This is a genomic window from Roseateles sp. P1_C6 (assembly GCF_056406315.1).
The window spans coordinates 411,955-425,250 of the sequence record NZ_JBFUAK010000005.1; the positions used below are offsets into that span (position 1 = coordinate 411,955).

The 13,296-nt window shown below is 67.1% G+C and carries 17 protein-coding genes; all 17 read right to left on the bottom strand.

Annotation, left to right across the window (positions count from 1 at the left end; translation table 11 throughout):
- Positions 1–8: 8 nt before the first annotated feature.
- The 17 genes from AC1D29_RS13235 to AC1D29_RS13315 all read right to left on the bottom strand — a co-directional run bounded on the left by AC1D29_RS13235 (position 9) and on the right by AC1D29_RS13315 (position 13,296).
- The gene (locus tag AC1D29_RS13235) at positions 9–275 is read right to left on the bottom strand and encodes a phosphopantetheine-binding protein (protein WP_477897996.1); all 267 of its coding nucleotides are present in this window, start codon (positions 273–275) and stop codon (positions 9–11) included.
- Complete coding sequence (locus tag AC1D29_RS13240; protein WP_477897998.1) at positions 220–1,077, bottom strand: lysophospholipid acyltransferase family protein; 858 nt, start codon at positions 1,075–1,077, stop codon at positions 220–222. Before AC1D29_RS13240 ends, AC1D29_RS13235 begins: the two co-directional genes overlap by 56 nt.
- Complete coding sequence (locus AC1D29_RS13245; protein WP_477898000.1) at positions 1,070–1,795, bottom strand: beta-ketoacyl synthase chain length factor; 726 nt, start codon at positions 1,793–1,795, stop codon at positions 1,070–1,072. Before AC1D29_RS13245 ends, AC1D29_RS13240 begins: the two co-directional genes overlap by 8 nt.
- A 101-nt stretch (positions 1,796–1,896) precedes the next feature.
- Positions 1,897–2,934, bottom strand: a complete 1,038-nt coding sequence (locus AC1D29_RS13250; protein ID WP_477898002.1) for a SpoIIE family protein phosphatase — start codon at positions 2,932–2,934, stop codon at positions 1,897–1,899.
- Between the two features lie 95 nt (positions 2,935–3,029).
- A complete protein-coding gene (locus AC1D29_RS13255) occupies positions 3,030–3,443 on the bottom strand; it encodes a F0F1 ATP synthase subunit epsilon (RefSeq protein ID WP_477898004.1) in 414 nt (137 codons plus the stop codon).
- Positions 3,444–3,577: 134 nt separating this feature from the next.
- Positions 3,578–4,993, bottom strand: coding sequence for a F0F1 ATP synthase subunit beta (gene atpD, locus AC1D29_RS13260; RefSeq protein ID WP_477898006.1), 1,416 nt, complete (start codon positions 4,991–4,993; stop codon positions 3,578–3,580).
- A gap of 42 nt (positions 4,994–5,035) precedes the next feature.
- Positions 5,036–5,908 carry a F0F1 ATP synthase subunit gamma gene (atpG, locus tag AC1D29_RS13265; protein WP_477898008.1) on the bottom strand — a complete coding sequence of 291 codons (873 nt, stop codon included), beginning with the start codon at positions 5,906–5,908 and terminating at the stop codon, positions 5,036–5,038.
- 55 nt (positions 5,909–5,963) lie between these two features.
- Complete coding sequence (gene atpA / locus AC1D29_RS13270; protein ID WP_422018023.1) at positions 5,964–7,517, bottom strand: F0F1 ATP synthase subunit alpha; 1,554 nt, start codon at positions 7,515–7,517, stop codon at positions 5,964–5,966.
- A 98-nt stretch (positions 7,518–7,615) separates the two neighbouring features.
- Positions 7,616–8,149 (bottom strand): F0F1 ATP synthase subunit delta, encoded by a 534-nt coding sequence (locus AC1D29_RS13275; RefSeq protein WP_477898010.1) that lies wholly within the window; start codon positions 8,147–8,149, stop codon positions 7,616–7,618.
- Positions 8,150–8,620, bottom strand: a complete 471-nt coding sequence (locus AC1D29_RS13280; RefSeq protein ID WP_056266391.1) for a F0F1 ATP synthase subunit B — start codon at positions 8,618–8,620, stop codon at positions 8,150–8,152.
- 74 nt (positions 8,621–8,694) lie between these two features.
- Positions 8,695–8,970, bottom strand: a complete 276-nt coding sequence (atpE, locus tag AC1D29_RS13285; protein WP_056205553.1) for a F0F1 ATP synthase subunit C — start codon at positions 8,968–8,970, stop codon at positions 8,695–8,697.
- Between the two features lie 76 nt (positions 8,971–9,046).
- Complete coding sequence (gene atpB / locus AC1D29_RS13290; protein ID WP_477898012.1) at positions 9,047–9,901, bottom strand: F0F1 ATP synthase subunit A; 855 nt, start codon at positions 9,899–9,901, stop codon at positions 9,047–9,049.
- Between the two features lie 22 nt (positions 9,902–9,923).
- The gene (locus tag AC1D29_RS13295; RefSeq protein ID WP_477898014.1) at positions 9,924–10,415 is read right to left on the bottom strand and encodes an ATP synthase subunit I; all 492 of its coding nucleotides are present in this window, start codon (positions 10,413–10,415) and stop codon (positions 9,924–9,926) included.
- Positions 10,416–10,567: 152 nt separating this feature from the next.
- On the bottom strand, positions 10,568–11,458 hold the full coding sequence (locus tag AC1D29_RS13300) for an SMP-30/gluconolactonase/LRE family protein (protein WP_477898016.1): 891 nt from the start codon (positions 11,456–11,458) through the stop codon (positions 10,568–10,570).
- Between the two features lie 17 nt (positions 11,459–11,475).
- Positions 11,476–11,991 carry a GNAT family N-acetyltransferase gene (locus AC1D29_RS13305; RefSeq protein WP_477898018.1) on the bottom strand — a complete coding sequence of 172 codons (516 nt, stop codon included), beginning with the start codon at positions 11,989–11,991 and terminating at the stop codon, positions 11,476–11,478.
- 25 nt (positions 11,992–12,016) lie between these two features.
- Positions 12,017–12,721, bottom strand: a complete 705-nt coding sequence (locus tag AC1D29_RS13310) for an alanyl-tRNA editing protein (protein WP_477898020.1) — start codon at positions 12,719–12,721, stop codon at positions 12,017–12,019.
- Complete coding sequence (locus AC1D29_RS13315) at positions 12,718–13,296, bottom strand: VOC family protein (RefSeq protein ID WP_477898022.1); 579 nt, start codon at positions 13,294–13,296, stop codon at positions 12,718–12,720. Before AC1D29_RS13315 ends, AC1D29_RS13310 begins: the two co-directional genes overlap by 4 nt.

Here is a 13,296-nt window from a genome sequence, read left to right on the forward strand (position 1 = left end):
GCGGCGCCTCACGCAGCAATCTTGCGATGGCTGTCGACGAACTGCGCCAGCGCACGGATGCTGGCGAAATGCTTGCGGGTCTCGGCCGAGTCGGCGGCCATGCTCAGGCCGTAGCGCTTTTGCAGCGCCAGGCCCAGCTCCAGTGCATCGATGGAATCCAGGCCCAGGCCTTCGACGAACAGCGCCTGCTCGGCGGCAATGTCCTCGGGCTTGAGGTCTTCAAGTTGGAGTGCCGAGATCAGCAGTTCCTTGATTTCTTGTTCCAGCGCTTGCATGACTCCCCTTTGTGACTGCTTTCGGTGACCGTACGGGCTCAGAGAAAAACTGAATCAGGCTTTCCGTCAAGCGCCTGGCCGCTCGGCCATGTTCACCGCCGGCCGCCAGCAACACGGCGGCGGAAGGCAGGTCGTCGCCGACCTCGATGGTGAAACGCAGCGGGCGCTTGGCAACGGTCCACCAGGGCTGCCCTTTGTACAGACCGAGCGGCTCGCAATGGATACGCACCGGTGTGATGTCGAGTCCGCCGCGCAAGGCAATCTGTGCCGCGCCGCGTTGCATCTTCAGGGCTTGCCCGGGCCGCGACCGCGTGCCTTCGGGAAAGATGATCAGGTTGCTGCCCGCCGCCAGCGTGTCGATACAGGCCAGCAACAAATCAGAGCCTGGATTGTTGCAGATGTAGCCCGTGGCGCGTACCGGCCCCCGCGTACATGGGTGGTCCGCAAGCGTGGACTTGACCACGCAACTGGCATTGGGAACCAGGCCGATCAGGAAGGCCACGTCGATCAGCGTCGGGTGGTTGGCCAGGATCAGCAGGCCGCGGCGTTGCAGCTTCTCGACGCCGAGCACCTCGTAGCGGATCAGGCCCAGCAGCCGCATCCAGCGGATGAAGAGGCGAAACAGCGCCTGGACCACCGTGCGGGCCGCCTGCTGGCGCCGGGCGGCGTCACGCAGCAGCAGGGCTTGCAGCGGAAAAACGACCAGCCACAGCAGCAATCCGCCGATGCCGAAGCAGGCAAAGGCCAGCGCCGTGGCGAAGACGCGCCACAAACGCCCCGGCCAGTGACGCCAATCAGCCATGGCGACTCCATAGCCAACCGCCATGCGGGCTGGTTTGGCGCCATTGGGCCGTTTGGCCCGTCAGGAACCGGAGCGTGGCCAAGTCGGGCGGCAGGACGGTGGCTTCGGCCTCGCCGCCGGGCACGGTGGCTTGCAGGCGCAAACCCTTTTCGGCCGGCTCCAGCAACACGGCCCAGGCGCGGATCGGGCCGGGATGCGCGTCAAAGGCTTGGTAGGGCTCGGGCAGTTCCGTCTCGACGGAGACCACCAGCACCTGCGGCGCGCCTTCGGCCAGCAGGCCCAGCGCCTCACAGACGCCCGCCGCCGCGCTGGCCGCGCCGGCGGACACGGCCGAGTAGTTGGCCGTGTCGCCACGGGCGATGGAGTAGACGGCGCTGCTGGCGTTGTGGACCGACAGGCTGAAGGCCGTCGGCGACAGCGGCTCGCTCTGGCTCAGCTGGCGCAGCAGCGCGACCGAGCGGGCAATCTCGCCCCAGCGCGAGGCGAACACCACGGGCCCCGTCGGCTCGCCACCTTGCACCCACCAGGCCACCTGCAGCGCCGCCCGGCCCATAGGGTCGATGCGCCGGCGCGTCATGGCCGGCACCTCGGCCAGTGGCGCGACCGCATCCGCGGCCGGCAAAGGCCAGACGGGTGCCGCCAGCCAGGCGGCCCAGGCTTCCGGCGTCTCCAGCCCGGGCGCCCACGCGGCCCAGCGGCAAACTCGGAAATCGGTCATGGGCGGCACGGGGGTCCTGGGAGACGGCGGGAAGCGCGGATTATCCGCAGCCCGCCGCGCGGCGAATGGGGAGACAAGTCCAGAACGGGAGCGGCGCCGCGTCAGCCGGCAAAGTCGGCCTGGAACAGCAGGAAGTCGTCTTCCGGCGCGTCGGCTTCCGCCAGGCGGCGCACCTCCGTGAAAACCTGCTCCGGCCCGCTGCCGGTGGGCGGCAGGAAGGCCAGCATGGCCTCGAAGTCATCCAGCTCCCAGCGCCGGCCACCCCGATCCATGAAGTCGAACGCACCCTTGTTGAAGACGCGCAGGCGGCTGCCCGGCGCCACGGCCAGGCTCTCCTCGGCGAACTCGGCCTCGGGCAGCACGCCCAGCGGCGGGTTCAGGACGTCCAGGCGCTGCATCTCGCCGCCGGGGATGCGCAGCAGTGCCGCATGCTGGCCGGCGCAGGCATGGCTGAGGCGGCGCCCGGTGGGGTCGTAGACGCCGGCCCAGGCGGTGAAGAAGAGCCCGTCGTGGTCGACCATCCGCCAGCGCTCGTTGAGCTGCGTGAAGAGTTCCGCCGGGCCCTTCAGGTCGCGGACGCCGCGCAGCGCGCGCAGGATGTCGGACGCATGGTGCGTCGTCCGTGGGCCTTGGCCGCAGACGTCGATCAGGACCAGGCCGATGCGGTCCCGCGCCAGCGGCAGCACCGCGAAGCCCACGCCGCGAGGGGGTGTTGCCGGGCGATAGCACCAGTCGGTGCGCAGCGGGCCGTCGTGCATCAGCGAAGGCAACCAGGCGGCGGTTCGGCCGGGCTCGGTCGCTTCGTCGACCGCCGATGCCAGTTGATCCGGCGCGAGGAAGTCGTGGCGGAAGACATGCTGGCCGACCGTCAGCGTGCCGCCGGGCAACAGGTAGGCGTTGCCGCTGATGCGCTGGCCGTTGACGAAGGTGCCGTTGGTCGACTTCAGATCGGTGATGCGCAGCGCCGGGCGGCCGGCCTCGATCTGCACGCGGCAGTGCAGCGCCGACACGAGGATCTCGGGCAGCACCAGGTCCGCGGCGGTGCGGCGGCCGAGCACCAGCGGCTTGCCACTGAGCTCGATGCGACGGCCGGGCTGCTGCCCTTGGAGCACGACCAGGCTGTGGCGCAGGTCCGTCAAGTCAGCGCCCCAAAGCACTGAGCGCGGCCAGGGCCGCGCTCAGAAGGGGGGGTGTCGAGCAGGGGCTCGTCCATCGCTGTTCGCGAGGCGGCGCCTTACTTCTTGCGGAACTTGCGCAGTGCCGCGATCTGGGCGGCCATGGCGGCGAACTCGCTCTGGGCAGCCGCGAAGTCGATGTCGCTCTTGGCGTTCTTCTTCGCTTCCTCGGCGCGCTTCATGGCCTCGGTGGCCTTGGCTTCGTCGAGGTCCTTGCCGCGGATGGCGGTGTCGGCCAGCACGGTCACGCGGTTCGGTTGCACTTCGAGAATGCCGCCGGCGACGAAGACGAACTCTTCGCTGCCGTCCGGGCGCTCGATGCGCACGGCGCCCGGCTTGATGCGGGTGATCAGCGGCGTGTGCTTGGGCAGGATGCCCAGCTCGCCGGCTTCGCCCGGCAGAGCGACGAACTTGGCCTCGCCGGAGAAGATCTGCTCTTCGGCGGAGACCACGTCGACGTGGAGGGTTGCCATGTTCAATCTTCCTTAGCTAACCAGTTGAAGAAGGTTCAGTAAGCGAGCAGACGGTGGGCTGGCTAGGCGCCGCGCGGAGGTGGACTGGCGCCCACCGAGCACGGCAACGACGCCAGCGCGCCGTATGCGAAGTCTTACTGGATCTTCTTCGCCTTCTCGAAGGCTTCGTCGATGGTGCCGACCATGTAGAACGCCTGCTCCGGCAGGTGGTCGCACTCGCCAGCCACGATCATCTTGAAGCCGCGGATGGTTTCCTTCAGCGGCACGTACTTGCCGGGCGAGCCGGTGAAGACTTCGGCGACGTGGAAGGGCTGCGACAGGAAACGCTGGATCTTGCGGGCACGGGCCACCGACAGCTTGTCTTCCGGCGACAGTTCGTCCATGCCCAGGATGGCGATGATGTCGCGCAGTTCCTTGTAGCGCTGCAGCACCTGCTGCACGGCACGGGTCGTCGTGTAGTGCTCTTCGCCGACGACGTTGGGGTCGATCTGGCGGCTGGTCGAGTCCAGCGGGTCCACGGCGGGGTAGATGCCCAGCGAGGCGATGTCACGCGACAGCACGACGGTGGCGTCCAAGTGGGCGAAGGTCGTGGCGGGCGACGGGTCGGTCAAGTCGTCCGCAGGGACGTAGACGGCCTGGATGGACGTGATCGAGCCGACCTTGGTCGACGTGATGCGCTCTTGCAGACGGCCCATTTCCTCGGCCAGCGTCGGCTGGTAGCCCACGGCGGAAGGCATGCGGCCCAGCAGTGCGGACACTTCGGTGCCGGCCAGCGTGTAGCGGTAGATGTTGTCCACGAAGAACAGCACGTCCTTGCCTTCGTCGCGGAACGACTCGGCGATGGTCAGGCCGGTCAGCGCGACGCGCAGACGGTTGCCCGGGGGCTCGTTCATCTGGCCGTAGACCATGGCGACCTTGGAGTCTTCCAGCTTGTCCTGGACCACGACGCCGGAGTCCGACATCTCGTGATAGAAGTCGTTGCCCTCGCGGGTGCGCTCACCCACGCCGGCGAACACGGACAGACCGCTGTGCGCCTTGGCGATGTTGTTGATGAGCTCCATCATGTTCACGGTCTTGCCGACGCCGGCGCCGCCGAACAGACCCACCTTGCCGCCCTTGGCGAACGGGCAGATCAAGTCGATCACCTTGATGCCGGTTTCCAGCAGGTCCTGCGACGGGCTCAGCTCGTCGTAGGCGGGTGCCGCGCGGTGGATGGAGGCGGTCAGCTCGGAAGAGACCGGGCCGCGCTCGTCGATGGGGTTGCCCAGCACGTCCATGATGCGGCCCAGGGTCGCCTTGCCGACCGGCACCTTGATGGTGTCGCCGGTGTTGTAGACCTGGGTGCCGCGGCGCAGGCCGTCGGACGAGCCCAGCGCAATGGTGCGGACCACGCCGTCGCCCAGCTGCTGCTGGACTTCCAGCGTCAGGGCCGAGCCTTCCATCTTGAGCGCGTCGTACACCTTGGGCATGCGGTCGCGCGGGAATTCCACGTCGACGACGGCGCCAATGCACTGAACGATCTTGCCGACTGCTGCTTGAGTGTTAGCCATTTTTGCGTTCCTTCAATTCAATTCTTTGCGTGCCGAACCGACTCAACCGACCGCGGCTGCGCCGCTGACGATCTCGGAGAGTTCCTTGGTGATCGCTGCCTGGCGGGTCTTGTTGTAGACCAGCTTCAGCTCGCCGATCAGCGTGCCGGCGTTGTCGGTCGCGGCCTTCATGGCCACCATGCGGGCGGACTGCTCGCTGGCCATGTTTTCGGCGACGGCCTGGTAGACCAGGGCTTCCGAATAGCGCACGAGCAGCTCGTTGATGACGGTGGCGGCGTCCGGCTCGTAGATGTAGTCCCACGAGTGGCCGGCCTTGTCCGTTGCCATGTCGTCGGCCTTGAGCGGCAGCAGCTGGTGCACCTTGACCTCTTGCTTCATCGTGTTGATGAACTGCGTGTAGCAGAGGTAGACGGCGGACAGCTTGCCTTCGGCGTACGCGTCGAGCAGCACCTTGACGGGGCCGATGAGGGCCTCGATGTGCGGCTGGTCACCGAGCTGCGTCGCGTGAGCGACGACCTTGGCGCCGATGCGGTTCATGAAGCCCAGGCCCTTGCCGCCGATGGCGACGACCTCGGCCTTCTGGCCCGCACCTTCCAGCTCCTTGAGCTTGGCCGTGGCCGCGCGCAGCAGGTTGGTGTTGAGACCACCGCACAGGCCCTTGTCCGTCGTGACGACGACCATGCCGACCGACTTCGCGTCCTCGTTCTTGACGAGGAAGGGATGGCGGTACTCGGGGTTGGCCTTGGCGAGGCTGGCCGCGATGTTGCCGATCTTCTCGGCGTAGGGGCGAGCCGACCGCATCCGTTCCTGCGCCTTGCGCATCTTGGAGGCGGCGACCATTTCCATCGCCTTGGTGATCTTCTTGGTGTTCTCGACCGACTTGATCTTGCCGCGGATTTCTTTGCTTGAAGCCATTCGAACTCCTAGTCAGTGCGGGGTGAAGAGGCTTCGCCCCCGCGTGTTCCGTGGCTTAAGCGAAGGACTTCTTGAAGGCCGTGATGGCGGCGTTCAGTTCAGCTTCCGCATCCTTGTCCATCGCCTTGTCCGCTTCCAGCTTGGCAAGCAGCGCGGCGTGGCTGGTCTTCAGGTACTGGTGCAGGCCGTGTTCGAAGGCCAGGACCTTCTTCACTTCGATGCTGTCCATGAAGCCCTTGTTGGCGGCGTACAGCGACGCGCCCATCAGCGAGATGGACAGCGGCGAGTACTGAGCCTGCTTCAGCAGCTCCGTCACGCGGGCACCGCGGTCCAGCTGCTTGCGGGTGGCTTCGTCCAGGTCGGAAGCGAACTGCGCGAACGCGGCCAGCTCACGGTACTGCGCCAGGTCGGTACGGATACCGCCGGACAGCGACTTGATCAGCTTGGTCTGGGCAGCGCCACCGACGCGCGACACCGAGATACCGGCGTTGATGGCGGGGCGGATACCGGCGTTGAACAGGCTGGTTTCCAGGAAGATCTGGCCGTCGGTGATCGAGATCACGTTGGTCGGCACGAAGGCGGACACGTCGCCGGCTTGCGTCTCGATGATCGGCAGGGCCGTCAGCGAGCCGGTCTTGCCCTTGACTTCACCCTTGGTGAAGGCTTCGACGTAGTCGGCATTCACGCGAGCGGCGCGCTCCAGCAGGCGGCTGTGGAGATAGAACACGTCGCCAGGGTAGGCTTCGCGGCCCGGCGGGCGGCGCAGCAGCAGCGAGACCTGACGATAGGCGACGGCCTGCTTGGACAGGTCGTCGTAAATGATCAGCGCGTCTTGGCCGCGGTCGCGGAAGTACTCGCCCATCGTGCAGCCCGAGTAGGCCGACACGTATTGCATCGCAGCCGATTCGGACGCCGAGGCGGCCACGACGATGGTGTATTCCATCGCGCCGGCCTGCTCCAGAGCACGCACCACGTTCTTGATCGACGAGGCCTTCTGGCCGATCGCGACGTAGACGCAGGTCATGTTCTGACCCTTCTGGTTGATGATCGCGTCGATGGCGACGGCGGTCTTGCCCGTCTGACGGTCACCAATGATCAGTTCGCGCTGGCCGCGGCCGACGGGAACCATGGAGTCGATGGACTTCAGGCCGGTCTGCACGGGTTGGTCGACCGACTTGCGGGCGATCACGCCCGGGGCGACCTTCTCGATGACGTCGGTCATCTTGGCGTTGATCGGGCCCTTGCCGTCGATCGGCTCGCCCAGCGCGTTGACGACGCGGCCGATCAGCTCGGGGCCGACCGGCACCTCCAGGATGCGGCCCGTGCACTTGACGGTGTCGCCTTCCGAGATGTGCTCGTAGGCACCCAGAATCACGGCGCCGACAGAGTCGCGCTCGAGGTTCAGGGCCAGGCCGAAGGTCTGGCTGCCGTCCTTGGCGACCGGGAATTCGAGCATTTCGCCCTGCATCACGTCCGACAGGCCGTGGACGCGGACGATGCCGTCGGAAACGGACACGACGGTGCCCTGGTTGCGGATGTCCGAGCCAACACCAAGACCCTCGATGCGGCTCTTGATCAGTTCGGAAATTTCAGCGGGATTGAGTTGCATGCTGGGTCTCCAGTACCCGGAGCGGCCAAACCATTGCCATGGGGCAGGTCAGTCGCAGGGTGAATCGATGGGATGTCTTGCGGTGGCTCGGGCAGCCGTCAGGCAGTCAGGGCGACCTTCATGCGCTCAAGGCGGGCCTTGACGGAGGTGTCCAGCACCTCGTCGCCGACCACCACGCGCACGCCGCCAATCAGCGCAGGCTCGATCTGCACATGCGCGTCGAGCTTGCGGCCGAAGCGCTTCTCAAGCGACGTCTTCAGCTCGGCCAGTTGGGCGTCGCTGATGTCGTAGGCGCTGTAGATGTGCGCGTCGGACACGCCGGAAGCGGCATTGGCCAGCACGTGGTACTGGGCAACGACTTCGGGCAGCGCGGCGAGGCGGCCGTTCTCGATCACGGCGCGCAGGAAGTTCTGCACGCCCGGGGCCAGGTCTTGCTTGGCGGCGGCGGTCATCACCGCGAGCACCTGCTCAGACTGGGCCTTGGGGTGATCGGCGAACTGGCGCAGATCGGCGTCCTGCGCCACCTGGGCCAGCGCGTCGAGCTGCTTACCCCAGGCGGCCAGGTCCTGCGACTTGGCAACCTGGAACAGCGCTTCCGCGTAGGGGCGGGCGATGGTGGCGATCTCGGCCATTTACAGCTCCGTCTTCAGGCGAGCCAGCAGCTCGGCGTGAACGCCGGCGTTGACTTCCTTGTGCAGGATCTGCTCGGCGCCCTTGACGGCCAGCGCAGCGACCTGCTCGCGCAGGGCTTCGCGAGCGCGGGAGACCTGCTGCTCGGCATCGGCCTTCGCGGCGGCCAGGATCTTGGCGCCTTCTTCTTCGGCGCGGCCCTTGGCGGCGTCGACGATGGCGGCGGCACGCTTTTCGGCGTCCGAGATCAGCTTGCCGGACTCGGCCTTGGTCTGAGCCAGTTCCTTGGCGATCTGCGCCTCGGCACCGGCCAACTCGGCCTTGGCCTTGTCGGCGGCGGACAGGCCAGCGGCGATCTTCGCGGCGCGCTCATCGAGCGCCTTGATGATCGGCGGCCACACATACTTCATCGTGAACCCGACCAGGATCAGGAACACGATCATCTGAACGATCAGCGACGCGTTAATAAACACCTTGGTGCCTCACAGGAGTTCGAGTGCGGACACCGCCGGGGCGCAAGAGGCCGCGGCGGCACGACAGCGTCGAATTACTTGGCGCCAGCAGCCAGGGCGGTGGCGATCTGACCCAGGAACGGGTTGGCGGTGGCGAACCACAGGGCGATACCGGTGCCGATGATGAAGGCCGCGTCGATCAGGCCGGCCAGCAGGAACATCTTGGTCTGCAGTTCGTTCATCAGCTCGGGCTGACGAGCGGCGGACTCAAGGTACTTGCTGCCCATGATGCCGATACCGATACAAGCACCGAAGGCGCCCAGACCAATGATCAGACCAGCGGCGAGAGCAACAAAGCTAATGACTTCCACGATGACTCCTTAGAGGATTTAGAGAGAAAGGGTTGAGGGAAAACTGCTTGGGGAAAGGGGTGACGCCTGACGGGGATCAGTGCGCGTCGTGGGCCTGGCCGATGTAGACCAGCGTCAGCATCATGAACACGAAGGCCTGCAACGTGATGATCAGGATGTGGAAGATCGCCCACACCGAGCCCGCGATGATGTGGCCGATGGCCAGGCCGATGCCGGTGGCCGACAGGCTCCAGGCGCCGCCCATCAGGGCGATCAGCATGAAGATCAGTTCGCCGGCATACATGTTGCCGAACAGTCGCATGCCGTGGGACACGGTCTTGGCGACGAACTCGATCATCTGCATCAGGAAGTTGACCGGGTACAGGTAGACCTTGTCGCCGAACGGTGCCGCGACCAGCTCGTGAGCCCAGCCGCCAGCGCCCTTCATCTTGACGTTGTAGATCAGGCAGGTGACGAGCACGCCCAGCGACAGGCCCATGGTCATGGACAGGTCGGCGGTGGGCACGACACGCAGCTTGGCGTGGTGGTCACCGGTGATCTGCTGATAGATCCAGGGGAACAAGTCCACCGGGAACAAGTCCATCGCGTTCATCAGGAAAATCCAGACGAACACGGTCAAGGCCAGCGGGGCGACCAGCTTGCGGCTGTTGGCGTTGTGGACGATGCCCTTGGCCTGGTCGGCGACGATTTCGACGAGGATTTCGACGGCCGCTTGAAAACGACCGGGGACGCCCGACGTGGCGGACTTCGCGGCGCGCCACAGCAGGAAACTGCCCACCAAGCCCAGCAGGACGCTGAAGAAGATGGAGTCGAGGTTGACGACGGAGAAGTCGACGATGCCCTTCTGGACGCCGTTCTGCGCGTGCTGCAAATGGTGAATGATGTATTCACCGGCGCTCGGGGCGGCTGTTTCGTGGCCTTCTGCTGCCATGTTTCGTTCTGCCTCGTCAGTTCTATCGGCGGCCGCGCCACGCGAGCGCCAGCCAGTTCACTTTGATGCACACCGCGAGGGTGACCAGCAAGGCTGGCCAGCTCAGGCCCGGCACCACCTTTGGCGCCAGCACCAGCATCGCGATCGATGCACCGATTTTCAAAAATTCCCAACCCATGAACCGCGCAGCCGCACCGACCGCGGAGTTCACGTGCTTTGTCATGCCCCGCGCGAGCAGCATGCCTGGCAAGACCACCGCCGCAACGCCGTACAGCGCCGAGACCGTGGCCACGCCGGATGCCGTCCACAGCCGGATCACGACTACGCACAGCAGCCCGACCGCCAGCTGCAACCCCAGCACACGCCAGGGCGACAACATCGGCAATGCGGACGTCAGCGCTGCCGCCTCCTCCGGGCTCAAGGCCTTGACGGGCGGCTCCTCGTTGTCGTCGTCCCAGCCACCAGCCGCTGATGCAGCAGGGGGCCAGGTCGTTCGAAGGCCGTTGTCGGTCATGGCGCCTGATCCTGGTGGTGGGCAACGCAGCCACCCAAAACAGCCGGGAGGCCACACGCACCGGGACGGCGCGCGAGGCACCATCCACAAAGCCACTCATTATATGTGACGAGTTACACCGGGGTAAATACGCCCCGGCGCGCCCTCGGGATTCAGGCCTGCGTCAGCGTCGCGGGCAGGCCCGGCACGTCGACACGCCACTGCAGCACCGCGCCGGCCAGCGGCTCGCGGGCGAGCTCATCCGCGGGACGCTTCTCGCGCGCCGTCGTGATGAAGAGCGTGCGCAGGTCGGCGTCACCGAAGGTCACCATGGTCGGGCAGGTCACGGGCAGCTCGACGCGCTGCACGACCTCGCCCGTCGGCGCGAGACGCAGCAGGCAGCCGCCTTCGAACATCGCGGCCCAGTAGTGGCCTTCGGCGTCCATGGCCGCGCCGTCGGGGCGACCACCGTAGGCCTCGCCGGTCGTGCGCGGCTTGAACTGGGCAAAGGTCCGCGGCGCCGACAGCACGCCGCGGGCAGCGTCGAAGTCGGCCACGTAGATGCGGTGCGCCTTGGTGTCCGACCAGTGGATGCGCCGGCCATCCGGGCTCCAGGCGAGTCCGTTGGACGTCGTCAGCCCCGGCACCTGGGCCGTGAAGCTGCCAGCGTCGAAACGGTAGAGCGCCGCCTCGGGCTCACGCGCGTCGGAGATGCTGCCGACCCACAGGCGCCCGGCGGGGTCGACCTTGCCGTCGTTGAAGCGCAACCGCGCCGGGTCGTAGGGCGGCGGGCTGACGAGCTGCTGCGCGCCGGTCGCCGGGTCCAGCGTCCACAGCCCGTCACGACGCGCGACCAGCAGGCCGCCGCCGGCGCGGGCGGCAATGCAGCCTGGCTCCGCATCTTGCGGCCACACATCGGGTTCGCTCGCCCCAGCGCGCCAGCGCAGCACCTGGCGGCCAGGAATGTCGACCGCGTAGAGCTGCTGTTCGGTGGGATGCCACAGCGGCGATTCGCCGAGCAGGCAGCGGTGGGAGCCCAGGGCTTGGATGTCTTCGAGTGCCATGCCGGCACTCTAGGCGGTTATCCGAAGTAACTCGGCCGGAAGGCGCCCAGCTCGGCCTTCAGGTAATGCGCGCCGGGGATGGGGTTGAAGTAGAAGGGCGGCACCTCGACGAAGCCCAGGCTTTCGTACAGGCCGCGCGCGGCTTCCATGTCGTCCAGAGTGTCCAGCAGCATCGACGAGTAGCCGGCCTCGGTGGCGCGGTCCATCAGCGCCTGGGCCAGGATGCGGCCCAGGCCAAAACGGCGGAAGGCCGGACGCACGAACAGGCGCTTCATCTCACAGGCGTTGGGATAGTCGGCGTCGGGCAGCGGGCGAAAGGCGCCACTGCCCGCAACGGCGCCGTCGACGGTCGCCAGCAGCATCAGGCCCGCGGGCGGCGCGTAGACGCCGGGCAGGCCAGCCAATTCGTCCTCGAAACCCTGGAAGCCCAGGTCGACGTCGAGGCTGGCGGCGTAGTCGCGCAGGACAAGGCGGACCTCGTGCCAGTCCTCGGGGGCCTCGGGCGTGATGAGCTGGATATCGGGTCCGACCATAGGCGCCGCAGTTTAGCCAGCCGCCTCAGGGGGCAAATCCCAAGACCACGCGGCGGGTCTTGGCAGACTTCTTCTCGATCTTGGTCACGACCACGGCGCCGATCTCGCTCGTGTTGCCCACATGCGTGCCGCCACAAGGCTGCAGATCCACGCCCTCGACCTCCAGCACGCGCACCCGCCCCAAGCCACGCGGCGGCTGCACGCTCATGGAGCGCACCAGGCCCGGGTTGGCGTCCAGTTCGTCCTCGCTGATCCAGCGGTGCGTGACCGGGTGAGCCTCGGCGACCAGCCGGGTCAGGCCGGCCTGGATGGCCTCCTTGTCGAAGGGCTCGTCGGTGTGGAAGTCCAGCCTCGCATAGCCCTCGGTGATGGAGCAGCCGTCGACCGGATAGGGCAGCAGCGCGCACAGCAGGTGCGTGGCGGTGTGAAAGCGCCGGTGGGCCTGGCGGCGTGCGGCGTCGACCTCCACGCGAATGGCCGTGCCGACGGCCGGCAGCTCACCCTCGACCAGATGGACTATGCCCTCCGCGTGCTCCTTGCTCTTTCGCGTGTCGGTGACGCGCCAGCGCTGCTCGCCAGACACCAGCCAGCCGCTGTCGCCCGCCTGGCCGCCGCCCAGCGGGTAGCAGACGGTGCGGTCCAGCAGCACGCCGCCCTCGCCATGGGCGACCACGGTGGCATCACAGGACAGCAGCGTCGCGTCCTCGCGGAACAGGTCTTCGGTCTTCATGCGATCGCCTCCAGTTCGACCTCGCCCAGCGGCGTGGCCAGGCGCGCCGTCAGGCCGTCGCGCGAGTCAAAGCCCAGCAGTTGCACCCCCTGGTCGGGCAGCGCGTCGGTCGGATGGGCCTCGCCCCATTCGATGAGCACCGGCAGCGCCTCGCGGCGCAGACGGCGGCCGTCCTCGCGCAACGCGATCCGCCAGCGAAGGTTGCCACGCGTGGCTTCGACAGGCTCGCCGGCGTCGACACCCTCGCCGCGCCAGTAGGCCAGTGCCGCGTCCAGGTGGGGCACGCGGGCGACCCAGTGGATCAGGCCTGGCCCTTTGCTCAGGCGCTCGCGCAGCGCGGCTTGATCAAGGTCGAACCAGCGCGCCCGACCCGGCGGCGGCGCATCGGGATCGATGGCGATGATTTCCAGGTAGCTGCGCGGGTGGTTGGGCCCGCTGATCAGCAGCAACCGGTTGTGCGTGCCCATCAGCGCATGCTTGCCGCCGGGTTGCGGCGTCACGCCCAGCACGCGCTCGCACCAGGCGACGCCTTCATCCAGCGTGGCCGCGCCGACGACGAGATGGTCCAGCTCCAT